14 protein-coding genes are annotated in these 22758 nt (G+C 54.8%); 7 read left to right on the plus strand and 7 right to left on the minus strand.

Going from position 1 to position 22758, the window contains the following annotated elements; translation table 11 throughout:
* Positions 1-2: 2 nt before the first annotated feature.
* The 3 genes from AAGQ96_RS14075 to wbaP form a co-directional block, all read right to left on the minus strand.
* On the minus strand, positions 3-437 hold the full coding sequence (locus tag AAGQ96_RS14075; RefSeq protein WP_147198821.1) for a protein tyrosine phosphatase: 435 nt from the start codon (positions 435-437) through the stop codon (positions 3-5).
* A 14-nt stretch (positions 438-451) separates the two neighbouring features.
* Positions 452-1585 (minus strand): polysaccharide export protein, encoded by a 1134-nt coding sequence (locus tag AAGQ96_RS14080; protein WP_147198822.1) that lies wholly within the window; start codon positions 1583-1585, stop codon positions 452-454.
* 260 nt (positions 1586-1845) lie between these two features.
* The gene (gene wbaP, locus AAGQ96_RS14085; protein WP_342753870.1) at positions 1846-3279 is read right to left on the minus strand and encodes an undecaprenyl-phosphate galactose phosphotransferase WbaP; all 1434 of its coding nucleotides are present in this window, start codon (positions 3277-3279) and stop codon (positions 1846-1848) included.
* A gap of 803 nt (positions 3280-4082) precedes the next feature.
* Here wbaP and AAGQ96_RS14090 point away from each other — a divergent pair.
* Positions 4083-5660, plus strand: coding sequence for a TerC family protein (locus AAGQ96_RS14090; protein WP_147198824.1), 1578 nt, complete (start codon positions 4083-4085; stop codon positions 5658-5660).
* Between the two features lies 1 nt (position 5661).
* On the opposite strand, the gene asmA is transcribed toward AAGQ96_RS14090, so the two are convergent.
* The 3 genes from asmA to udk form a co-directional block, all read right to left on the minus strand.
* Positions 5662-7497, minus strand: coding sequence for an outer membrane assembly protein AsmA (asmA, locus tag AAGQ96_RS14095; protein WP_342753871.1), 1836 nt, complete (start codon positions 7495-7497; stop codon positions 5662-5664).
* An 86-nt stretch (positions 7498-7583) separates the two neighbouring features.
* Complete coding sequence (dcd, locus tag AAGQ96_RS14100; RefSeq protein ID WP_147198826.1) at positions 7584-8180, minus strand: dCTP deaminase; 597 nt, start codon at positions 8178-8180, stop codon at positions 7584-7586.
* A gap of 113 nt (positions 8181-8293) precedes the next feature.
* On the minus strand, positions 8294-8935 hold the full coding sequence (gene udk / locus AAGQ96_RS14105) for a uridine kinase (protein ID WP_147198827.1): 642 nt from the start codon (positions 8933-8935) through the stop codon (positions 8294-8296).
* Between the two features lie 277 nt (positions 8936-9212).
* Between udk and AAGQ96_RS14110 the strand changes: the two genes are divergently transcribed.
* From AAGQ96_RS14110 to yegD, 3 genes are all read left to right on the plus strand, one after another.
* The gene (locus AAGQ96_RS14110) at positions 9213-9842 is read left to right on the plus strand and encodes a phosphatase PAP2 family protein (protein ID WP_147198828.1); all 630 of its coding nucleotides are present in this window, start codon (positions 9213-9215) and stop codon (positions 9840-9842) included.
* Between the two features lie 129 nt (positions 9843-9971).
* Positions 9972-12611, plus strand: a complete 2640-nt coding sequence (locus AAGQ96_RS14115) for a diguanylate cyclase (protein WP_342753872.1) — start codon at positions 9972-9974, stop codon at positions 12609-12611.
* Between the two features lie 165 nt (positions 12612-12776).
* Positions 12777-14129 carry a molecular chaperone gene (gene yegD, locus AAGQ96_RS14120; RefSeq protein WP_342753873.1) on the plus strand — a complete coding sequence of 451 codons (1353 nt, stop codon included), beginning with the start codon at positions 12777-12779 and terminating at the stop codon, positions 14127-14129.
* A gap of 2 nt (positions 14130-14131) precedes the next feature.
* On the opposite strand, the gene AAGQ96_RS14125 is transcribed toward yegD, so the two are convergent.
* Complete coding sequence (locus tag AAGQ96_RS14125; RefSeq protein WP_147198831.1) at positions 14132-15094, minus strand: aldo/keto reductase; 963 nt, start codon at positions 15092-15094, stop codon at positions 14132-14134.
* 235 nt (positions 15095-15329) lie between these two features.
* Between AAGQ96_RS14125 and AAGQ96_RS14130 the strand changes: the two genes are divergently transcribed.
* From AAGQ96_RS14130 to mdtC, 3 genes are read left to right on the plus strand one after another with little or no spacing between them, the layout of a single operon-like run.
* On the plus strand, positions 15330-16556 hold the full coding sequence (locus AAGQ96_RS14130; protein WP_147198832.1) for an MdtA/MuxA family multidrug efflux RND transporter periplasmic adaptor subunit: 1227 nt from the start codon (positions 15330-15332) through the stop codon (positions 16554-16556).
* On the plus strand, positions 16556-19675 hold the full coding sequence (locus AAGQ96_RS14135) for an MdtB/MuxB family multidrug efflux RND transporter permease subunit (protein ID WP_342753874.1): 3120 nt from the start codon (positions 16556-16558) through the stop codon (positions 19673-19675). The genes AAGQ96_RS14130 and AAGQ96_RS14135 overlap by 1 nt, the downstream gene beginning before the upstream one ends.
* Positions 19672-22737 (plus strand): multidrug efflux RND transporter permease subunit MdtC, encoded by a 3066-nt coding sequence (gene mdtC / locus AAGQ96_RS14140; protein ID WP_342753875.1) that lies wholly within the window; start codon positions 19672-19674, stop codon positions 22735-22737. The genes AAGQ96_RS14135 and mdtC overlap by 4 nt, the downstream gene beginning before the upstream one ends.
* Positions 22738-22758: the final 21 nt, after the last annotated feature.

Here is a 22758-nt window from a genome sequence, read left to right on the forward strand (position 1 = left end):
AACTATCGGCTTAATGCGTTGACCCATTTCTGGGCAGCGTTTTCGAGTAATCCGTACACGGCTTCAAAGGCATCGCGGCTTTTCTTATAAGGATCCGCTATTTCCTGTTGGTTGAGCCAGTGGCCAAATAACATGGTCTTGCCACGTACAGAGGGGTTAATGCGATTAACCAGATCGACATGTTTTTTTTCCATCACCAGGATCAAATCATAATCCCGGCACATGCCCGACGTTAACTGCTGGGCGACATGCCCATCCAGTGCAACCCCATGTTCACTGGCAACGCTGCTGGCGGTTGCGTCGGCCTCATGACCGACCATCGCGCTTATCCCGGCAGACTCAATTCTCTTCTCAGGTAGCGCCATTTTCAGCAGCCGCTCTCCGGTAGGAGAACGGCAGATGTTGCCGACGCAGACCACTAAGATTGAATTAATCATAATGCTCCCGGTTATTACCAGTTATGGAATGTCTGTACGTTACGCGATGCATCGTAGAGACCACTGATCGTCGGCACCAGCTGTGAAATCACACGGTTCCAACGCGTCAACGGCGTAGAAGTTACGTAAACAATGTCATAAGGCTGTAGCTGGAATTCCGATCCCATCACCATTGCCGAAGCGTCTTTGGTGTTCAGCTGATAGATATTGGCAATCTTACTGCGGTTCTTGCCTTTGATTGGACGAATGACAAAGACGCCGGTCGCATCGGCCATGGTTTGATCCATGCCCTGCGCGTTGCCCAGCGCTTCAGCCAGCGTCATACCGCTGCGATCCATTTTCAGCGTTGACTGCACTTTTACTTCGCCCATGACAAAGACTTTCAGATCGTCGTTGCGTGGAACATACAGAATATCGCCCGGATAGAGCAGATGGTTCTGCGACAGATCGCCGTTCTGCATCAGCGCCTGCAGAGAAATAGGCTGCTCGCTGCCGTTATGCGTCAGCACCACGTTACGCCAGTCGGCATTGGCAGTCAGACCGCCCGCAGCGTTAACCGCATCCAGAATGGTCAACGGCACGTTGGTGATTGGCTGCTGACCGGACGTGGTCACTTCACCCGTCACGTAGGCTTTTTGTGATTTGAACGAGGCAACGCTCACGTCAACCTGTGGGCTTTCGATGTACTGAGACAGGCGATTAGCAATCTCGTTGCGAATTTCCTGCACCGTACGGCCGGCTACGCGTACACGCCCGATGTAGGGATAGAAAATGGTGCCATCTGAATGAACCCAGTTACCGGTATCGCTGGCGCTACGGTATTGACCCGCAGGCGTGGTCAGCTCAGGGTGATCCCAGACGGTGACGGTCAGCACATCGCCAACCCCAATGCGGTACTCATACGTTTGCAGTTCGTTTTGCAACTGAGGGTTAGGCTGCGCGACAACCGGTGCCGGACGCATCCGCTCAACCAGGCTTGGGGTCAGCGGGAAGACATTGACGTATTTATCAATATCAAAATCGTTGTCCTGCTGCTTAATAACATCTTTTCCACTGGTAGAAAGCTTTGAACCCGGCACCACCGTACATCCTGCAAGGAGAGTTGCCGATATCAACAAGGGTAATAACTTGGTTTTGATTGTAATCATCTATTTCATCGCTATCAGTAATTTGATTGATAGTGGCGGATCCGCCGCTGTGTAGCGTCTTGCAAAAGTGAGATCAGTTATTCAAACGCTGAAACTGTCGGTCATTATCATGAACTCCGTCTTTTATGCCTTGCCGGTTGCGAAACCGACGCTTCACATTCGCTACGAGTGTTTGTTTAGCGTGCAAGTCAATGACAGTTATCAGTCACGCTACGGTGCGTTCTTCGCCAAAAACGCACCGTTTTCTTCACCAGCGAGTATCAATAAGCGCCATCACGCTTCAGTACCACACCCACTGTTTTAAACAGAATGGCGATGTCGTTCCACAGTGACCAGTTCTTCACATACCAGGAGTCAAAGTAAACGCGAGTTTCATAATCAACATCATTACGTCCACTCACCTGCCACAGGCCGGTCATGCCAGGTTTCGCCATAAAGTAGTAATCCACATCGCCGGCATAACGTTCCAGTTCATCTTCGATGACCGGACGCGGCCCAACCAGGCTCATTTCGCCACGCACTACGTTCCACAGCTGCGGCAGTTCGTCGAGACTGGTCTTACGGATGAAATGACCGATACGTGTTATACGCGGATCGTTTTTCAATTTGAAGTCTTTATCCCATTCAGCGCGAGCAACAGGATCGGTTCGCAGCACTTCTTCCAGCACTTCTTTTGAATTAATCACCATCGAGCGGAACTTCAGGCACTTAAATTTGCGCCCGTTCAGACCCACGCGTTCGTGACCATAGATTGGGTTGCCGCCATCGCGAGCCACCAGGAAGATCAGGACGGCCAGGGCTGGCATCAGCATCGTGATAATGCCGAGCGCGCCAACAATATCGAATGCGCGTTTCAGAATGCGGGAAGTGCGCTTCGCCAGATTATTACTGACGCGTAAAATCATCACCTCGTGGCTGAAAATATAAGCCATGTCCGTGCCGTAAAGCGGAACGCCGCGTAAAGAAGGGATAACGGAAACGGAACGGCAATTGTGCTTCGCCAGATTTTTCAGCCACACATCACGGTACTGACTTTGTTCAAACTCAACGGCGACAATAAATTGCGTTTCGCTGTTGACCAGCTGCCAGAGAGCAGACTCTTCGCGCAGAACAGGAATACCGAATAGCGCCGGAGCGGGTGTAGTGCCATCAACATCGTAGAAAGCCACAACGTCAAAGCCCATCACCTCTTCGCTCTGCAGTGCCATATAGGCTTCTTCAGCGTTTTTACCGCTACCAATAATAATGGATTGCTTTTTCCACAGGCCGTAATGGTTAAGAACTCTTTTCACCAGAGCACGGCCAAGCGGCAGCAGTACCAGCGCCAGAATCCAGGTTGTTACCCAGGTCCAGCGGGACATTTCCCATTTAGATAAGGCAGTAATCGACAGGTCAATTACCGAGAAGATAAAGACGCTGCGGAAGATTTCTTTTAATTCAAACCAGAAAGGTTTGCGATAAGTATAATGGCGCAGGCGAACCCAGAACCAGGCAATACAAATCAGTGAAAGAATGATGTGTGTGGTAATATTTAACTGCAAATCTTGTGAGGAAATGTCATCCAGTATATTACCCGGTAACGCTTTCATCATCAGAACTGCAATAAATAAAGAGGCATTAAAAAAAATGAGATCTGAAAGTGCCAGTGACAGTTTTATTAACAGCCCTTTAAAGGTAAATTCTATATCGCGCATAGTTAACTCTTAATTTTTTCTTCGGAAGCCTGTGATTTAATAATTTCCATCATTGAAAATAATCGCGTGTTTTTTAATCACGTCATTTATCACACAGGAAACGTATTCGGGAGTTGTGTAAAAAAGGTCATTGTAACTGGCAGTGCAGCACGAGAATTGACATGTAAAATCAACAACAACGGTGGTTAATTTGCCGTCTTTCGTGGTGGTTTTTTCACCATTTCAGACACGCTACCGCCCCTGGCTTGTAGCTGCCAATGTGCTGTAACTGACTACCTTGTTGGTTTTATCCTGTCCTCTCAGAGCGGCAGGCTAACGCGTTTGTCATCCCGTCGTGTCGATAATCACCAACACTAAAAGACGCGACCGTGCTAATTGCTACTTTAACGCAGACATTTACTAACACGTTGCTATACTAGTTATTACTGGCCTGTTTACAAGGGGAGCTCACCGCCCACACTCTCTTTTAGGATTAAGACTAGCTGTTACCGTACTCTATACCTGACGTGGCCACTTTTTCCTCCGGATAAAATTCAGAATTATTCCATTCTAAAATGAGAATAATCTCGCCCTTCTTGCCTTCAGTCTTTAAGTATCCCTCAGTTTCATCAGACAACCTATGCGAATAATCTTGAAAACAGTCAACGTCAAAAGTGACATTTGTGTTTAATAAATTCATTTACGGATTAGATGAATTGTTAGCCATTATCTGAACCATCGGCAACTCACAGGGATTATTGGTTGAATTGCGAGGCAACCGCTATCATCATGGCAATTCATGAATTTTTAAAGGTGATTATGTAATGTTCGAATGGATCGTCGATCCGTCAATCTGGGCTGGTCTTGTCACGCTGATTGTCTTAGAGCTGGTATTGGGCATTGATAATCTTGTCTTTATTGCCATTCTGGCGGAAAAACTGCCGCCGTCACAACGCGACCGGGCGCGTGTTACCGGACTGCTGCTGGCGCTGATCATGCGGCTGCTGCTGCTGGCATCGATTTCCTGGCTCTCTTCCCTTACCGACCCCTTCTTCTCGCTTGCTGGTCATCCTTTCAGCGCGCGCGATCTGATTATGCTGCTGGGCGGCGTGTTCCTGCTGTTTAAAGCCACCATGGAGCTAAATGAAAGGCTGGAAGGTAAAGATGAAGATGAGAACCCCCAGAAGCGCGGTGCCCGGTTCTGGCCAGTTGTCGCACAGATTGTAGTGCTGGATGCGGTCTTCTCGCTCGATTCTGTGATTACCGCCGTCGGCATGGTTGATCACCTTGCGGTGATGATGGCGGCGGTCATCGTTGCCATTTTCCTGATGCTGCTGGCCAGTAAACCGTTAACGCGCTTCGTCAATGAACATCCGACCATCGTTATTCTCTGCCTGAGCTTCCTGCTGATGATTGGCTTCAGCCTGGTGGCTGACGGCTTCGGCTACCATATCCCGAAAGGCTATTTGTATGCCGCCATCGGCTTCTCGGTCATCATTGAAGGGCTGAATCAGCTGGCTCAGTTTAACCGGCGCCGTTTTCTCTCTGCCAAATCACCTTTGCGCAAGCGTACCGCTGAAGCCGTGCTGCGCTTGTTACGCGGAAGCCATGAGCACGCCGAGCTGGACGCAGAAACCTCCTCCATGATTGCCGACAGCCACGGAAGCCAGGCCATCTTCAACAAACAGGAACGCATGATGATTGCGCGCGTGCTGGGGATGGGCCAGCGCACTGTCAGTAGCATCATGACTTCCCGTCAGGATATTCAACACATCGATCTCAGCGAATCGCCGGAAAAAATTATGGCGATGCTGGACCAGAATCAACATACACGTTTGGTTGTCACGGATAACAGCGACGATCCGCTTGGCGTCGTACACGTTATCGATCTGTTGCAGCAAGCCTTGCATGGCGACAGTCTGGATATCCGTGCGCTCATTCGTCAGCCGCTGGTGTTCCCGGAGCAGCTGACGCTGCTGCCAGCGCTTGAGCAGTTCCGTAACGCGCGTACCCATTTTGCATTTGTGGTGGATGAGTTTGGTTCAGTAGAAGGCGTGGTGACGCTGAGCGACGTGATGGAGACGATTGCCGGCAACCTGCCGAACGAAGGCGAAACGCTCGATCCCCGTTACGATATTCAGCAAAACGCGGATGGCAGTTGGACCGCGAATGGCCACATGCCGCTGGAGGATCTGGTGATGTATCTGCATCTGCCGCTGGACGAAAAGCGGGATTACCACACGCTGGCCGGGTTGCTGATGGAGCATATGCAGCAGGTACCGAAAGAAGGCGAAGAGATTGAGATTGGGGATTACCTGTACCGCACGCTTCAGGTGGAAAGCCATCGCGTGCAGAAGGTTCAGATAATCCCGCTGGCCCGGAATAAGGACGACGAAGCCTAGTCTAGAGATCTTTCATCAGTTTTTGAACGGAGCCGTTACGGCTGCTGTCAGTGTTACGATCGGACCACTGCTTCAGCCGTTTCCTGGCCTCATCCTGCAGTTGCTGACGCAGAACGCTGTCAACCTGCAAGCCGTAGTTCAATCCGCTCCACGGCCCGTAAATGCGTAACGGCACCGGTGTCTGCTTCAGGCGCTGGACCAGTTCATCATCACCCTGCCAGCCTTGCGTCACCGTTACGCCGAACAGAATATCGGCCTGCTGGCTCACCATATTCACACTGCCCTGCCCGTGATAATTGAGCATTGAAGACTGACCGTTCAGTTCCGCAAAGTTTACCAGCCCATTGTTGAGCGTGAATTTACCCGTAATCTGCTGCATATCGCTGCCTGCGGCCTGTTTGGCCGGGCCATGCACGCGGGCACTGCTGTTCTCGACGGCCCGCTGGATCATCCGTTGCAGATTAAGTCCGGCAATATTGGCATTGCTCAGATTCAGCGCCGCATCACCCTGCCATACCTGCTTAAAAGCAGGTACATTCAGCCCTGCCCCACTGAAGTTACCGGTCAGTGACAGATCGCCACTCAGCGTCGCAGGCAGCTCAAAGGCCTTCATCAGGGGTGCAATGGCAATATTTTGCAGCACCGGCTGGAGTGTAAGCCGGGTTTGCGGATGACGGAAATCGAGCGCGCCAGGCAGTGAGAAGTTGCCGTTACCGATGTCCCCCCTGAGCGTTGAAAGCGCGAACTGGCCATCCCGGCCTGACAGCTTCATCATCAGCCGATCAAAATCCATTCCCCGCCAGCGTAGTTTATCCACTGACAGCGACAGCTGGCCGTCAATGCCGCTCAACACGGAAGGTTGTTCCTCCGGTTGTGCCACGGCGATCACCGGCGCAGGCCCGGAGCGCTGCGCCTGCAACGATAGGTCATCTGAACCGCTGATTTTTAGCCCCAGCAGTGAATCCATATTTAGCATGGTGGAATGGAGATCGAGATTAACCTCAGGACGCAGCCCCAACGTGCCGCTGGCGCTGCCGGTCATTTCGCTGTCGTTAGCGCTGAGCGAGAGATTTTTCAGGCTGAAAGCCGCCTGGTTACTGCTCCAGCCCGCCTGCATTTTTGCCTGGCCTTTCAGCCCTTCTTTCGGCAAATCGGCACCGCTCAGCTGGTAATCAAGCTGCTGGATCTGCGCAGATAAATGCTGTGGGTAGCGACTGAGATTGACATCGGCATTGAGATTCATCAGCAGCTCGCGCTGATCGCGGCTAATACGGCTGCTCAGTTCAAGATGCGCCTGCCGCTGCCTGTTCTGCGTCAGCTGAAGGTTGAGATCGCGCACGTTCAGCTCTTTGCCAACGCTTTGTTGCCAAATCAACAGGCTGTTGGAAACGCGCAGATTATCAATATCAAAGGTCCAGCGCTGGGCAGGCAGCGAAGGCGCGGCATTCGTCGGGTCTGGCGGCGCATTATCAGGCTGCCGGGCGGTGCTGCCCGGCGTCAGACGTACCACGGCACCGTCCAGTAACACCTGTTTTACCGCCAGCTGGTGTGAGAGCAAGGGAAGCAGCTTGACGTCCAGTCGCATATTACTGGCGCTGACCACAGGCTGCTGCGCACCCGGCGCGGTCAGACTCATCTGACCAGAAAGGATGCTGAGCTGGGGCCAGACGTGCCAGCGCAAATTTCCGTCCAGCGCCAGCCGGTAGCCGCTGCGCTGTTCAACCTGCTGAACCATGTAGGCACGAAAATCATTCGGATTGACCAGCAATACCAGCGCGGTCATTCCAGCCACAACGACCACCAGCAAAATGGCCAGCGTGGTAATAAATCTTTTCATGCCTTCCCCTTAAACCTTTATTTCTTTCAATAAGAACGCCCGGCGGCGTGGTTCAGCCAGGCTTACCTCACATCCTGCGGGGCCGGTTAAGAAGCCGGGTTATCGTCTTCATCGATTCTGCTGGCGTCCGCCCCCTGCTGCCCTTTGTATTTGGCATCCAGACGACGATTATAAGGTCGGGCAGCCGGACCGGAAAGCGGTTCAAAGCTCAGCGCGCCAATCAGCATCCCCGGACGCAGCGCCAGAGGTAACTTACCTGAGTTGTAAAATTCAAGCACAATACGTCCCTGCCAGCCAGGATCGATACGGTGCGCGGTAACGTGAACCATCAATCCCAGACGTGCCAGCGACGAGCGGCCATCCAGCCAGCCTACCAGGTTATCCGGCAGCGTTACCGATTCAAAGGTAACGGCCAGCGCCAGTTCACCCGGATGTAAAAAGAAAGCCTCGCCTTCTGGCAGCACGATTTCATCGCTCATCACGCGATCGAGCGCGGCGCTCACTTCATGTTTGGGGCCGCTAAGGTCGATAAATGCCGCGGTGTGCCCACGAAAAGTACGGAACTGATTGCCAAGGCGGACATCAACGGTTGCGCCATTGATGCGTTCAACCGGAGGACGGGGTTGAATGTCGAGCTGGCCGTTGTCGAGCCAGGCTTCAATATCGCGGTCGCATAAACGCATGGATTACTACTCCATTTCTGTAAAGGTACTGATAACTTCAGGATGCCTGAGATCCGGGCGCGTCCTGCGCGAGGTCCCGGCCCCCGTACAACGGGTTGCCGGGCAGTAGCTGGCTATTCGAAGAACTGATTGATCTTCGCCTTGAGGATATCAATCGCGATGCGGTTTTTACCGCCACGAGGGACGATGATGTCAGCGTACTGTTTGGAAGGTTCAATAAACTGCAGGAACATCGGACGAACCGTTTTCTGATACTGAGCCATCACGGAATCCATAGAGCGGCCACGTTCATTCACGTCGCGCTTCATACGGCGCATCAGGCAGATATCCAGCGGTGTATCAACAAAGATCGAGAAGTTCATTTCCGAACGCAGGCGGGCATCCGTCAGCAGCAAGATCCCTTCAAGAATAATCACTTTCTTCGGTTTCAGCGTAATGGTTTGCTCGGTGCGGGTATGCTCAACATAGCTGTACACCGGCAAATCGATCGCCTGGCCCGCTTTTAACATCTGTAAATGTTGCAGCAGCAGGTTGTGATCCATCGCGCTGGGATGGTCATAGTTTGTCTTAACCCGTTCATCCATGGTCAGGTGGCTTTGGTCTTTGTAGTAAGCATCCTCGGGGATAACACCAATATTTTCATCGCCTACCCGGTCGCGCACTTCGCGATACAGAGTACTGGCAATAAGACTTTTACCCGAGGCAGATGCGCCGGCGATACCTACGATGACGCACTGGTGCGACTTATCAGTCATAAATTAAAGACCTGGTTACTGATTGTCTGAGACAATGGAAGGAAGAATTCGCGCGTAATTATAGGGATGATGCAGGGTGGATGCCAGAGAAAACGGGCGGAAAGCTTTTAGGAGTTTCCCGTTACCTCTCACCGTCGTTCACCGGTAAACTGAATTCCAGCAACCCGGCTCGATTTTTTTGCGTCTGGCAAACCCGTGCTTTGCGGGATGGATATGCGTTATCCGTCACGGCCTGCACCCGGGGCGTCCGGACAATTCACAATAATAAGGAAACACGGTGTACTGGCCTACTTTGCATTTTTTGACCTATTTCGGCGACAGCATGTTACTTATTCCGACCGCGATCGTAATGGCTATCCTGATGACCTGGAAAAGCAGCGAGCGGCGCACCGTCTGGTACTGGTGCCTGGCATTCTGCGCGACCGGCGCTATCGTCAGCCTGACCAAAGTCGCGTTTATGGGCTTTGGTTTTGGCAGCGCACACCTCAATTTCACGGGGGTTAGCGGCCATACTGCCATGTCGGCAACCCTGTGGCCCGTGATGTTATGGCTGCTTAGCGGTCGCTTTTCCGGCACGCTGCGCGTTGTGGCCGTGGGCGCAGGCTACCTGATCCCGATACTGGTTGGCGTTTCCCGTCTGCTGCTGAGCTACCATTCCACCAGCGAAGTTGTGACCGGACTGATCCTCGGCTTCACGCTGAGCAGCGCTTTTTTGGTCAGCCAGCGCAGCACCCGGCTTCAGGGCTTTTCGGCCCTACAGCTTTGCCTGGCGTTATTGCTGCCCCTGTTGCTGCTAAGCCAGGGTCGCCTTGCCACCACGCAGCAGTTTTTGCAGCGCCTGTCGGTTCAGGTTGCCGGCATTGAGCATCCCTGGACGCGTGGCGACCTGTTAAAACTGCGGCAATAAAACCGGTCAATCGTCCGAATACAGCCCTCTTTTGAATTACCCCATGTAATCAAACGGGGTTGTGTTAGCATGCCTTAAGTAACCCGAAACAGGCTGGCAAACCTGGCTGGTGCCGCGCTGGATTTGTGAATGACGACTGACACTATTTTTTCCGCTAAGCAAAACTGGACGAAGGCGATAACGCTTTGCGCGCTCGCTTTTATTCTGACTTTATTTTGTCTTGAACTGATCAAGGTGAGTAACCAGATCGCGTCGCTGTGGCTTTCTACGGCGCTGATGACCGTGCTTGTCTTCCGGCAACCTCCCCGATCGTTGCCGCTGCTGTTGGGCGCCTGCCTGACAGGTATCGTTGCCGCCAACGCGTTCATAATCGGCCCTCACCTAATGGTGGTGGCGTTTCCCCTGGTTAACCTGATTCAGGCGCTGCTCGGCGGCGCGCTTCTTCGTGCGCTGCTGGATGCCAAAGCACCGCTCGACTCCCTGCTCAGCTGGAGCAAAGTCGTCGTGGCGACGGGCATCTTTACCCCGCTGGTTGGCGCACTGCTTGCCTGCTGGGCGCTTAACCTGACCGGCACGGCCAGCCTGCATTTTTTCGTTACCTGGGCCATCTCTGAAACCATTGGCATGCTGGCGCTTGGCCCGATTGCGCTGCTCTGGCAGCACGAAGAACTGCGTAAATCGCTGAGTCAGAACGTGCTGTTTGAAACGCTGCTGACGCTGGTGGTGACGCTGCTGCTGAACTATTTTGCCCTGCGTTATTTGCCCTGGTCCTTCACTTTCGTGATGGTCGTGCTGTTTTACAGCGCCGTACGCCTGCCGCGTTTTTCCGCCTTTATTATCTTTTTTGCCACGCTGTCGATGATGACGCTGCTGCTGGCGCTTAATCAGCTGGTCAGGTATGCCGACGGCCTCGCTATTGTTAACAGCGCGCCGTGGTTGCCATTTTTACTGGCTATTATTCCCAGCCATATGATGGTGCTGGTGATGCACTCTTTCCGCGAAGAGAAAAAACATATTACCGAGAGCGAAACCCGCTTTCGACACGCCATGGAGTTTTCGGTGATTGGCATGGCGCTGGTGTCGCCAGAAGGCCGCTGGCTGCAGGTAAATGAATCGCTCTGCCGCATACTGGGTTATCGAAAAGATGAGCTGGTCGGCATGAATTTTCAGCAGTTCACTCATCCGGACGATGTGGCAACCGATTTGAAACAGGGCCGCACGCTGCTTACCGGCGAAAGAGAAAATTACAGTCTGGAAAAACGCTATTTTCGTAAGGATGGCGAGATCGTCTGGGTGCTGCTGGCGGTATCGCTGGTTCGTGACAGCGAACAGCAACCGCTCTATTTTATTTCACAAATGGAAGATATCTCCGATCTGAAACAGACGGAAGAGGTCAACCGCAGCCTGATGCAGCGCATCACCCTGGCAAATAAAGCCGGCGGCATCGGCGTTTGGGACTGGAACCTGAAAACCGGCAAGATGAGCTGGGATAGCCGCATGTTTCAGATTTACGGCCTGGAGGAAAGTGGCCAGGCAACGTATCTGACGTGGGTAAACAGCCTGCTTCCTGTCGATCGCCAGGCGGCGATTGACGCTTTCGACGAGGCGATCAGAAACTCTTCCCCGGTCGATCTGGTTTTTCGCATCCAGACCGATGAAGGCATTCGCTTTATCCGCAGCCAGTCCACGCTGGTGCTGAATGATAACGGTGAAGTGGCGAGAATGCTGGGTATTAATCAGGATGTCACCGCCATGCGCCAGCTGACCGACGCGCTGCATGAAGAGAAAGAGCGCATGCATATTACGCTGGATGCCATCGGCGAAGCGGTTATCAGTACCGATGAAGAGATGCGCGTGACCTTTATGAATCCAGTCGCGGAAAGCATGAGCGGCTGGAGTCAGGAGCAGGCAGCCGGTAAAGCAATCAGCGATATTCTGCATATCACCCGGGGCAGTGACGGGCCTGAGATGGAAAACCTGTTGCTGTGTGAGCTGCCACCGGAAAAATCAGAGCCGGATTTGGATCAGGAGCTGGTGTTGCATAACCGCTCTGGCGAACAGTTTGATATTCATTACAGCATTACCGCGCTAAAAACCGTCGAGGGTGAAAATATTGGCAGCGTTATGGTTATCCAGGACGTTAGCGACTCCCGCGAAATGATGCGCAGACTGAGCTACAGCGCCTCGCACGATATGCTGACCGGGTTGCCTAACCGCGTCAGTTTTGAACAAAAGCTTAAGCGACTGCTGCATTCAGCCAGTAAAGCAAAGTGCCAGCATGTACTGATTTTCCTCGATCTCGATCGTTTTAAAGCGGTAAATGACAGCGCAGGCCACGCCGCGGGTGATGCGCTGTTACGCGAGATTGCCAGCGAGATGAAGCTGTACCTGCGCAGCGGAGATTTCCTGGCGCGTCTCGGCGGCGATGAGTTTGGCGTCCTGCTGCCCGATTGTTCAGCAGAACAGGCCTGCGACATCGCGGATCGCATTGTAAAAGCCGTGAACGACTATCGTTTCTGCTGGGAAGGCGGTCTGCATCATATTGGCGCCTGCGCCGGTCTGACGGTGTTAAACAACGATAACCACCACTTCAGCGATGTGATGGCTCAGGCCGATCTGGCCTGCTACCACGCCAAGCGCAACGGACGCGGTCAATATGCACGGTACGAACCCCATCTGATTGACAGTCTGAAACCGGTACTGTCACTTCAGGAGAATGAGCTGCTCTCAAGGCAGCCGCTGCGGCTGTTAGACCGGACGGGGAAATGAGCGGCGGTTAAGGCCGCTGCGAATGTCAGACCGTACAAGCCCTCCTGGCCGCGCAAAACGGCAGCAGCGATAACAACTTTACGACGAAAAACGATTGTGGTTCTTGCTCTCCCTTCAGGCCTGGGCTAAAGTCGCCCCCTTTTTTTATTGCTACTGGAGGGTCGAATGTTTATCGGCTTTGATTACGGTACGGCAAACTGCTCGGTCGCCGTTATGAATGAGGGCATGCCTGCCCTGTTGCCGCTGGAAAATGGTTCCAGATTACTCCCCTCTATGCTGTGCGCGCCAACCCGCGATGCGGTCAGCGAATGGCTGTTCCGCCACCATCAGGTGCCAACGCCGGCCGCCGAAAACCAGGCGCTTTTACGACGCGCGCTGGCGCTGAACCGGGAAGAGGACGTTGAAGTCATGCCCGGCAGCGTCCAGTTCGGTCTCGCCTCGCTGGCGCAGTATATGGCCGATCCGGAAGATGTCTGGTTCGTTAAATCGCCAAAATCCTTCCTCGGTGCAAACGGCTTGAAACCACAGCAGGTGGCTTTCTTTGAAGATCTGGTCTGCGCCATGATGCTGCATATTCGCCAGACGGCTGAACAGCAGCTGAATGACAGCATCACTCAGGCGGTGATTGGTCGTCCCGTTAACTTCCAGGGTCTGGGCGGTGAAGAAGCGAACCGTCAGGCGCAGGGAATTCTGGCGCGTGCGGCGAGCCGTGCCGGGTTTAAAGATGTTGAATTCCAGTTTGAACCGGTTGCGGCTGGACTGGAATTTGAAGCCACGCTGAAGACGGAAACCCGCGTGTTGATCGTGGATATCGGCGGCGGCACCACCGACTGCTCAATGTTGCTGATGGGGCCGCAATGGCATGATAAAGCCGACCGTAACGGCAGCCTGCTGGGCCACAGCGGCTGTCGCGTGGGCGGAAACGATCTGGATATTATGCTGGCCTTCAAGGAGCTGATGCCGCTGCTGGGCGCGGGCGGCTCCACCACGAAAGGTATCGGCCTGCCTGCTCTGCCATGGTGGAATGCAGTGGCGATCAACGATGTTCCGGCGCAAAGCGATTTCTACGCCACCGCCAGCCGTAAGCTGTTGCAGGATCTGATCCGCGATGCGCAGGAGCCGGAAAAAGTGAAGCGACTGCTGAAAGTCTGGCAGCAGCGTCTGGGCTACCGGCTGGTTCGCGCCGCCGAAGAGAGCAAAATTGCGCTGTCTGACCAGCTCCAGACCAGATCAGAGCTGGCGTTTATTGAATCGTCTCTGGAAACTGAGATTAGCGTTGAGGCGCTGAAAGCGGCTATCGCGCAGCCGCTGGAGCGTATTCAGGAGCAGGTGAAGCTGGCGCTCGACGAGAGCGGCACGCGCCCGGACATTATCTATCTGACGGGTGGCAGCGCCCGCTCGCCGGTACTGCGTCAGGCGCTACAGCAGCAGCTGCCTGATATTCCGCTGACCAGCGGCGATGACTTCGGTTCCGTCACCGCCGGTCTGGCCCGTTGGGCGCAGGTAATGTTCCGCTAATCTCAGTAGCGGCTGGCTTCACTGAGTTTACGCTGGTCGTCGTCGCTGAGTTTCAGCGCGGCGGCTTTGCTCAGCTCTTCAAGCTGCACCAGCGAGGTGACGCTGACAATCGGTGCCGTAATACTGGGGCGGGCAATCTGCCATGCCAGTGCAACCTGCGTTGGCGTGGCATGGTTGGCTTCGGCTACCTGATCAAGCGCTTGCAGAATGCGCAGACCGCGATCGTTAAGATACTTCCCGACCACGCCCTCCCCTCGCTGACTTTTCTTCGCATCTTCCGGCTGACGATATTTACCGCTCAAAAAGCCGCTGGCCAGAGAGTAGTAGTTAATGACGCCTAATTCGTTTTCCTGCGCCACTTTTTCCAACCCGCTCTCGTAGTCTTTACGATCGTACAGGTTGTATTCAGGCTGCAAGGTTTCGTAACGAGCCAGGCCGTGATCGGCACTCACCTTCAGCGCCTCCGCCAGTCGTTCCGCCGAGTAGTTAGACGCGCCAATGGCACGCACCTTGCCTTCTTTAATTAGCGCGTCAAAGGTCGCCAGCGTTTCCTGCAATGGCGTATCGCTGTCGTCGCGGTGCGCCTGGTAAAGATCGATATAATCAGTTTGCAGACGGCGCAGCGAATCTTCCACCGACTGGCGGATATAAGCGGGTGCCAGTCCGGTTTTATTTGGGCCCATCTCCATGCCAACCTTGGTTGCCAGCACGATTTTGTCGCGTTTGCCGCTCTGCTTCAGCCAGTTACCGATAATTGTTTCCGATTCGCCGCCCTGGTTGCCCGGTGCCCAACGAGAGTAGACATCAGCGGTATCGATAAAATTGAGGCCTTTTTCCACCAGCGCATCCAACAGCGAAAAAGAGGTAGGTTGATCGATGGTCCAGCCAAAGACGTTGCCGCCAAACGTGAGCGTCGGTACCTGAATACCGCTACGGCCCAGCGAACGATGTTCTGTATGACTCATGATTTTTCTCCTGTGAATGAAGCGTTTCGGACGTGATTATTAGGGTAGCAAACATTCGCTGTCGCGCTTCGTTGATTTATGGCAAAAGAATTTCAGGTTATGAATACTTACACCAACTGAACGGTTATCCTTATTTCCTTCACTTTTGAAGTCATTAAACCCGCTAAAATAACCTTATTGAGGGCTTTTTTTGCCCCCGGACTTCTCGTTTTGCTAATGGAGAGCTGAACACAACATGAATAACCGGCACCGTTTCCGAAAAATCTGGCTGATGTCGATCGCCGCCGCGCTGGTTGTGGGTGGCATTTACTGGTGGCACAGCCATTCTGCTGCTCCACAGAAAACAACAGGCGCACGCCATTCCAAATCGGAAGGTGGGCGGCGCGGCGGCAGTGAGGCACTGGCTCCGGTACAGGTTTCTGAAGCCGTTAGTCAGAGCGTGCCGCAATATCTTTCGGGCCTGGGAACGGTGACCGCTGCGAAAACCGTGACGGTACGCAGCCGGGTCGACGGCGATCTTATCGCCATCCACTTTACCGAAGGCCAGCAGGTTGCAGCCGGGCAGCTGCTGGCGGAGATCGATCCGCGACCTTATCAGGTCGCACTGACTCAGGCGCAAGGCCAGCTGGCAAAAGATCAGGCTACGCTCGCCAACGCCCGCCGCGATCTGGCTCGTTTTGAAAAGCTGGTGAAAACCAATCTGGTCTCACAGCAGGAACTGGATACGCAGCGTTCGCTGGTTAGCGAAACGTTGGGAACGATTAAAGCGGACGAAGGCGGCGTTGCCAGCGCCCAGCTAAATCTGACCTGGAGCCGAATCGTCGCACCGGTTTCAGGACGAGTCGGGCTGAGACTGGTCGACGAAGGAAACTATATCAGCAGCGGTGATACCACCGGGATTGTGGTAATCACGCAGACTCATCCGGTCGATTTGGTGTTCAACCTGCCGGAAAACGATATCGGCACATTGTTGACAGCGCAGAAATCGGGCCAGCCAGTGCCGGTAGAAGCCTGGGATCGCAGTAATAAAACGTTGCTGACTACCGGCGCGCTGCTGAGTATGGATAACCAGATCGATACCACCACCGGCACCATTAAGCTGAAAGCCCGCTTCAACAATAGCGACGACAGACTGTTTCCCAACCAGTTCGTCAATACGCGGCTAAAAGTGAATACGCTCCAGGACGCGATTGTCATCCCTGCCGCGGCGCTGCAAATGGGCAACGAGGGGCATTTCGTGTGGGTGGTCAATGCTGACAACAAAGTCAGTAAGAAACTGATAGAGACCGGCTTGCAGGACAGCGAAAAAGTGGTCATCAGCGCCGGTCTGAACGCAGGAGAAAAAGTGGTGACGGACGGTATTGACCGCCTGACCGAAGGCGCCAAAGTGGAAATTGTCGCGCCGCAATCCACCCCGCTGCCTGCTAAAAGCGCCCAGCCCGCCAAAGGAGCACGCCAGTAATGCAGGTGATGCCGCCCAATTCGACCGGCGGGCCATCCCGCCTGTTTATTCTTCGTCCGGTGGCCACGACGCTGCTGATGGTTGCGATTATGCTTGCCGGAATTATTGGCTATCGCGCCCTGCCCGTTTCTGCCTTGCCGGAAGTGGACTACCCGACAATCCAGGTTGTCACGCTTTATCCGGGAGCTAGCCCGGACGTAATGACGTCGGCCGTAACTGCCCCGCTTGAGCGCCAGTTCGGCCAGATGTCCGGCCTGAAACAGATGTCTTCGCAAAGTTCCGGCGGGGCGTCAGTCGTCACGTTGCAATTCCAGCTTACGCTGCCGCTTGATGTCGCCGAGCAGGAAGTGCAGGCCGCCATCAATGCCGCAACCAACCTGCTGCCTTCCGACCTGCCTAATCCACCGGTTTACAGCAAGGTCAATCCAGCCGATCCGCCGGTTATGACGCTCGCCGTCACCACCACCAGCATGCCGATGACGCAGGTGCAGGATATGGTGGAGACGCGCGTGGCGCAGAAAATCTCACAGGTATCAGGCGTCGGCCTGGTCACCCTCTCAGGCGGCCAGCGGCCAGCCGTGCGGGTAAAACTGAATGCACAGGCGCTGGCTGCGCTTGGGCTAAACAGCGAAACGGTGCGTAACGCCATCAGCAACGCCAACGTCAATTCGGCGAAAGGCAGCATGGATGGCCCGGAGCGTTCCATTACGCTTTCCGCCAACGATCAGATGAAGTCCGCCGAAGACTACCGTCAGCTTATCGTCAGTTGGCAGAACGGTGCGCCGGTGCGCCTGCGCGACGTGGCAACCGTAGAGCAAGGTGCGGAGAACAGCTGGCTGGGCGCGTGGGCAAACCGCCAGCCCGCGATCGTGCTGAATATCCAGCGCCAGCCTGGTGCGAACATTATCACTACCGCCGACAGCATTCGACAGATGCTGCCCGAACTGAAGGCTTCACTGCCAAAATCGGTTGAGGTGCAGGTGTTTACCGATCGCACCACCAACATCCGTGCCTCGGTAGCGGACGTTCAGTTTGAACTGATGCTGGCGCTGGCGCTGGTGGTGATGATTATTTATCTGTTTCTGCGTAACGTGCCGGCCACCATTATCCCCGCCGTTGCGGTGCCGCTGTCGCTGGTTGGCACCTTTGCGGTGATCTGGTTCCTGGGCTTTTCAATCAATAACCTGACGCTGATGGCACTGACCATCGCCACCGGTTTTGTGGTGGACGATGCGATCGTGGTAATCGAAAACATCTCCCGCTATATCGAAAAAGGCGAGAAGCCGCTGGCCGCCGCGTTGAAAGGCGCAGGTGAAATCGGTTTTACCATTATTTCTCTTACCTTCTCGCTGATCGCCGTGCTGATCCCGCTGCTGTTTATGGGCGATATCGTCGGCCGCTTATTCCGTGAGTTTGCCGTTACGCTGGCGGTTTCCATTCTGATCTCGGCGGTGGTCTCTCTGACGCTGACGCCAATGATGTGCGCAAAAATGCTTAATGCGGAATCGCTGCGTAAGCAAAACCGCTTTTCACGCGCCAGCGAAGCGATGTTTGATCGCGTGATTGCCAGCTATGGCCGCCTGCTGAAGCGGGTGCTCAATCACCCGTGGCTGACGCTGGGCGTGGCGCTGACCACGCTGGCCGTCACCGTTTTGCTGTGGATCGTCATCCCTAAAGGGTTTTTCCCGCAGCAGGATAACGGCATCATTCAGGGAACGATTCAGGCATCGCAGTCGATCTCCTATGCGAAAATGGCGCAGCGCCAGCAGGAAGTGGCCTCGATTATGATGAAAGATCCGGCGGTGCAGAGCCTGACCTCGTTTGTCGGCGTGGACGGCACCAATTCGGCGCTGAACAGCGGGCGCTTACAGATCAATCTCAAGCCGTTAGACCAGCGCGCCGATCGCATCCCGGTGGTTATCGATCGGCTGCAAGCCGCCATCTCGACGCTGCCCGGCATCAGCCTTTATCTGCAACCGGTGCAGGATCTGACGATTGATACGCAGGTCAGCCGCACGCAGTATCAGTTTACGCTGCAAACCGGCTCGCTGGACTCCCTCAGCCTGTGGGTGCCGAAACTGCTGGATAAACTGGCGACGATGCCGCAGCTACAGGACATCAGCAGCGACTGGCAGGATCGTGGCCTGGAAGCTTACATCAACGTTGATCGTGATAATGCCAGCCGCCTCGGCATCAGCATGGCCGACGTTGATAACGCGCTGTACAACGCTTTTGGCCAGCGGCTGATCTCTACAATTTATACCCAGGCAAGTCAGTATCGCGTAGTGCTGGAGAACGATACGTCGGCTACGCCAGGCCTGTCCGCGCTTGACGGCATCCGCCTGAGCAGCAGCGACGGCGGCGTGGTGCCGCTCAGCGCTATTGCTAAAGTCGAACAGCGTCACGGCGCACTGAGTATCAATCATCTGGATCAGTTCCCTTCCACCACTTTCTCGTTCAACGTCAGCGATGGCTATTCGCTGGAGCAGGCGGTGAATGCTATTACCGCTGCCGAACAGGATCTGGCAATGCCGTCGGAGATCATGACGAAGTTTCAGGGCAGCACGCTGGCGTTTCAGGCTGCCCTGTCGGGAACCGTCTGGCTGATCGTGGCCGCCATTGTGGCGATGTACATCGTTCTTGGCGTGCTCTATGAAAGCTTTATCCATCCCATCACCATCCTTTCCACCTTGCCGACGGCAGGGGTTGGCGCCCTGCTCGCATTGATGCTCAGCGGTAACGAACTGGATGTGATTGCGATTATTGGCATCATTCTGCTGATCGGTATCGTGAAGAAAAACGCCATCATGATGATCGACTTCGCGCTGGCCGCCGAACGCGAGCAGGGCATGGCACCGTATGAAGCCATTTATCAGGCCTGCCTGCTGCGCTTCCGTCCGATTCTGATGACCACGCTGGCCGCGCTGTTTGGCGCGCTGCCGCTGATGCTTAGCACCGGGGTGGGCGCGGAACTGCGTCGTCCGCTCGGGGTTGCCATGGTCGGTGGTTTGATTGTCAGTCAGGTACTGACGCTGTTTACCACGCCGGTGATTTATCTGCTGTTCGATCGTCTTTCCCGCGTGACGCGCCGCCGTTTTAAAGCGGAGAAGGCCTCGTGAAATTTTTCGCCCTGTTTATCCACCGACCTGTCGCCACCATTTTGCTGACAATCGCCATTGCGCTGGCGGGCATCCTGAGTTTCCGCCTGCTGCCGGTGGCGCCGCTGCCGCAGGTGGATTTTCCGGTCATAATGATCTCGGCGTCGCTGCCGGGCGCGTCGCCGGAAACGATGGCCTCGTCGGTCGCTACGCCGCTGGAGCGCTCGCTGGGGCGCATCGCTGGCGTCAGTGAAATGACCTCCACCAGCTCGCTGGGCAGCACGCGTATTATTCTGGTTTTCGATTACGATCGGGATATTAACGGCGCGGCTCGGGATGTTCAGGGCGCAATCAACGCCGCACAGAGCCTGCTGCCGACCGGGATGCCTGGTCGCCCCACTTACCGCAAAATAAATCCGTCCGATGCGCCAATTATGATCATGACGCTGACCTCGGATGCGTGGTCACAGGGTGAACTGTATGATTACGCCTCAACGCAGCTGGCGCAGAAACTGGCACAAATCGACGGCGTGGGTGACGTCACCGTCGGCGGCAGCTCGCTGCCTGCGGTACGGGTGGATCTTAACCCACAGGCGCTGTTCAACCAGGGCGTTTCGCTGGATGCGGTACGTACCGCTATCAATAATGCCAATCAGCGCCGGCCTCAGGGTGCAATCGAAGATCGCGACCAACGCTGGCAGTTGAAAACCAATGACGAGCTGAAAACGGCCGCGGAGTATCAGCCGCTGATTGTGCATTATAACGGTCGCGCGGCAGTGCGGTTGCAGGATGTGGCAACGGTGACGGATTCAGTCCAGGACGTGCGTAACGCCGGGATGGCCAATGCCAAACCGGCCATTTTGCTGCTGATCCGTAAGCTGCCGGAAGCCAATATCATCGACACGGTGGATCGTATTCGTGCCGCCGTACCGGAACTGCGTGAAACCATTCCGGCCTCGATTCAAATTGATGTGGCTCAGGATCGCTCACCGACCATTCGCGCCTCGCTGGCCGAGGTTGAACAGTCGCTGGTGATTTCTATAGGGCTGGTGATCCTGGTGGTGTTCGCCTTTCTGCGCTCTGGCCGCGCCACCCTGATCCCGGCGGTGGCGGTTCCGGTTTCGCTGATTGGCACCTTTGCCGCGATGTATTTATGCGGCTTCAGCCTGAATAACCTGTCGCTAATGGCGCTGACCGTCGCCACCGGCTTTGTGGTTGATGACGCAATTGTGGTGCTGGAAAATATCTCCCGGCACGTTGAGGCTGGCGTCAAACCGCTCCAGGCGGCGCTTCAGGGCGTGCGCGAAGTCGGTTTCACCGTGCTGTCAATGAGCCTGTCGCTGATCGCCGTGTTTCTGCCGCTGCTGATGCTTGGCGGTCTGGTCGGCCGCTTCTTCAAAGAGTTCGCGGTAACGCTATCCGTTTCTATTGCCATCTCGTTGGTTATCTCACTGACCCTAACACCGATGATGTGCGCGCGATTGCTGAAGGCGCAACCCAAAGGCGCACGGCAGCACGGCGCGGGCAAAATCTTGCTGCGCATCCAGCAGGGCTATGGTCGTTCACTGAACTGGGTGCTGAACCATTCGCGCTGGACGCTGCTGGTGTTTATCGCCACCATTGGGCTGACGATGTATCTCTACGTCGCCATCCCAAAAACCTTTATGCCAGAACAGGATACGGGCCGTTTGATGGGCTTTATTCAGGCCGATCAAAGCATTTCGTTTCAGTCGATGCGCGGCAAGCTGGAAAACTTTATGAAGATTGTTCGTGACGATCCGGCGGTGGAAAGCGTTGTCGGCTTTACCGGCGGATCGCGCACCAACAGCGGCTCGATGTTTATCTCGCTGAAGCCGCTAAGTGAGCGCAGCGAAAATGCTCAGGAGGTGATCGCCCGGCTCAGAGTCAAACTGGCAAAAGAGCCGGGCGCCAATCTGTTTCTGATGGCGGTTCAGGATCTGCGCGTCGGCGGCCGCGAGTCGAACGCGGGCTATCAGTACAGCCTGCTGTCGGACAACCTTGATGATTTACGCCTCTGGGAACCGAAAATCCGTCAGGCTTTTGCTACCCTGCCGGAACTGGCGGATGTCAATTCCGACCAGCAGGACAAAGGTGCCGAGATGGCGTTAACCTACGATCGCGCCACCATGGCCCGGCTGGGTATTGACGTGTCAGATGCCAACAACTTGCTGAATAATGCCTTTGGACAGCGGCAAATTTCTACAATTTATCAGCCGCTCAATCAGTATAAAGTGGTAATGCAGGTCGATCCTCGTTATACGCAGGACATCAGCTCGCTCGATCTGATGTACGTGATTAATAAAGACGGCAAGGCGATCCCGCTCTCCTCCTTTGCCAAATGGCAGCCTGCTAATGCGCCGCTGTCGGTCAATCACGAGGGGCTGTCCGCCGCATCAACGATTTCCTTCAACCTTCCCGAAGGCGTGTCGCTTTCTCAGGCTTCGGAGGCGATTGACCGCAGCATGACCTCGCTGGGCGTGCCTTCCAGCGTACGCGGCAGCTTTGCCGGCACCGCACAGATTTTCCAGCAGACGCAGAGCAGTCAGCTGTGGCTGATCCTGGCGGCAATCGCCACGATGTATATCGTGCTGGGCATGCTGTATGAAAGCTATGTGCATCCACTGACCATTCTCTCTACCCTGCCTTCTGCGGGCGTCGGCGCGCTGCTGGCGCTGGAGCTGTTTAGCGCGCCGTTCAGCCTGATTGCGCTGATTGGTATTTTGCTGCTGATAGGCATTGTGAAAAAGAATGCGATTATGATGGTTGATTTCGCGCTGGATGCGCAGCGTAATGGCAATCTGAGCGCCCGTGAAGCGATATTCCAGGCCAGTCTGCTACGCTTCCGCCCAATTATGATGACCACGCTGGCTGCGCTGTTTGGTGCGCTGCCGCTGGTGCTGACGACGGGTGACGGCGCTGAGCTTCGTCAGCCGCTGGGTATTACCATCGTCGGCGGTCTGGTGATGAGCCAGCTGCTGACGCTTTACACCACGCCGGTGGTTTACCTGTATATGGATAAACTACGCAGGAAAAGAAAGCCGGAGCCTGTGAGCGAGTACTAACTTTTATGTCTGACTCAGGAT

Source organism: Pantoea sp. MBD-2R (genome assembly GCF_039134845.1).
Lineage (GTDB): Bacteria > Pseudomonadota > Gammaproteobacteria > Enterobacterales > Enterobacteriaceae > Erwinia.

Coding starts and splice junctions, on each gene's coding strand:
- AAGQ96_RS14115 (WP_342753872.1), top strand. CDS start 9,972: ATGACGACTGACACTATTTTTTCCGCTAAGCAAAACTGGACGAAGGCG.
- AAGQ96_RS14135 (WP_342753874.1), top strand. CDS start 16,556: ATGCAGGTGATGCCGCCCAATTCGACCGGCGGGCCATCCCGCCTGTTT.
- yegD (WP_342753873.1), top strand. CDS start 12,777: ATGTTTATCGGCTTTGATTACGGTACGGCAAACTGCTCGGTCGCCGTT.
- AAGQ96_RS14075 (WP_147198821.1), bottom strand. CDS start 437: ATGATTAATTCAATCTTAGTGGTCTGCGTCGGCAACATCTGCCGTTCT.
- wbaP (WP_342753870.1), bottom strand. CDS start 3,279: ATGCGCGATATAGAATTTACCTTTAAAGGGCTGTTAATAAAACTGTCA.
- asmA (WP_342753871.1), bottom strand. CDS start 7,497: ATGAAAAGATTTATTACCACGCTGGCCATTTTGCTGGTGGTCGTTGTG.
- dcd (WP_147198826.1), bottom strand. CDS start 8,180: ATGCGTTTATGCGACCGCGATATTGAAGCCTGGCTCGACAACGGCCAG.
- AAGQ96_RS14130 (WP_147198832.1), top strand. CDS start 15,330: ATGAATAACCGGCACCGTTTCCGAAAAATCTGGCTGATGTCGATCGCC.
- AAGQ96_RS14080 (WP_147198822.1), bottom strand. CDS start 1,585: ATGATTACAATCAAAACCAAGTTATTACCCTTGTTGATATCGGCAACT.
- udk (WP_147198827.1), bottom strand. CDS start 8,935: ATGACTGATAAGTCGCACCAGTGCGTCATCGTAGGTATCGCCGGCGCA.
- AAGQ96_RS14090 (WP_147198824.1), top strand. CDS start 4,083: ATGTTCGAATGGATCGTCGATCCGTCAATCTGGGCTGGTCTTGTCACG.
- AAGQ96_RS14125 (WP_147198831.1), bottom strand. CDS start 15,094: ATGAGTCATACAGAACATCGTTCGCTGGGCCGTAGCGGTATTCAGGTA.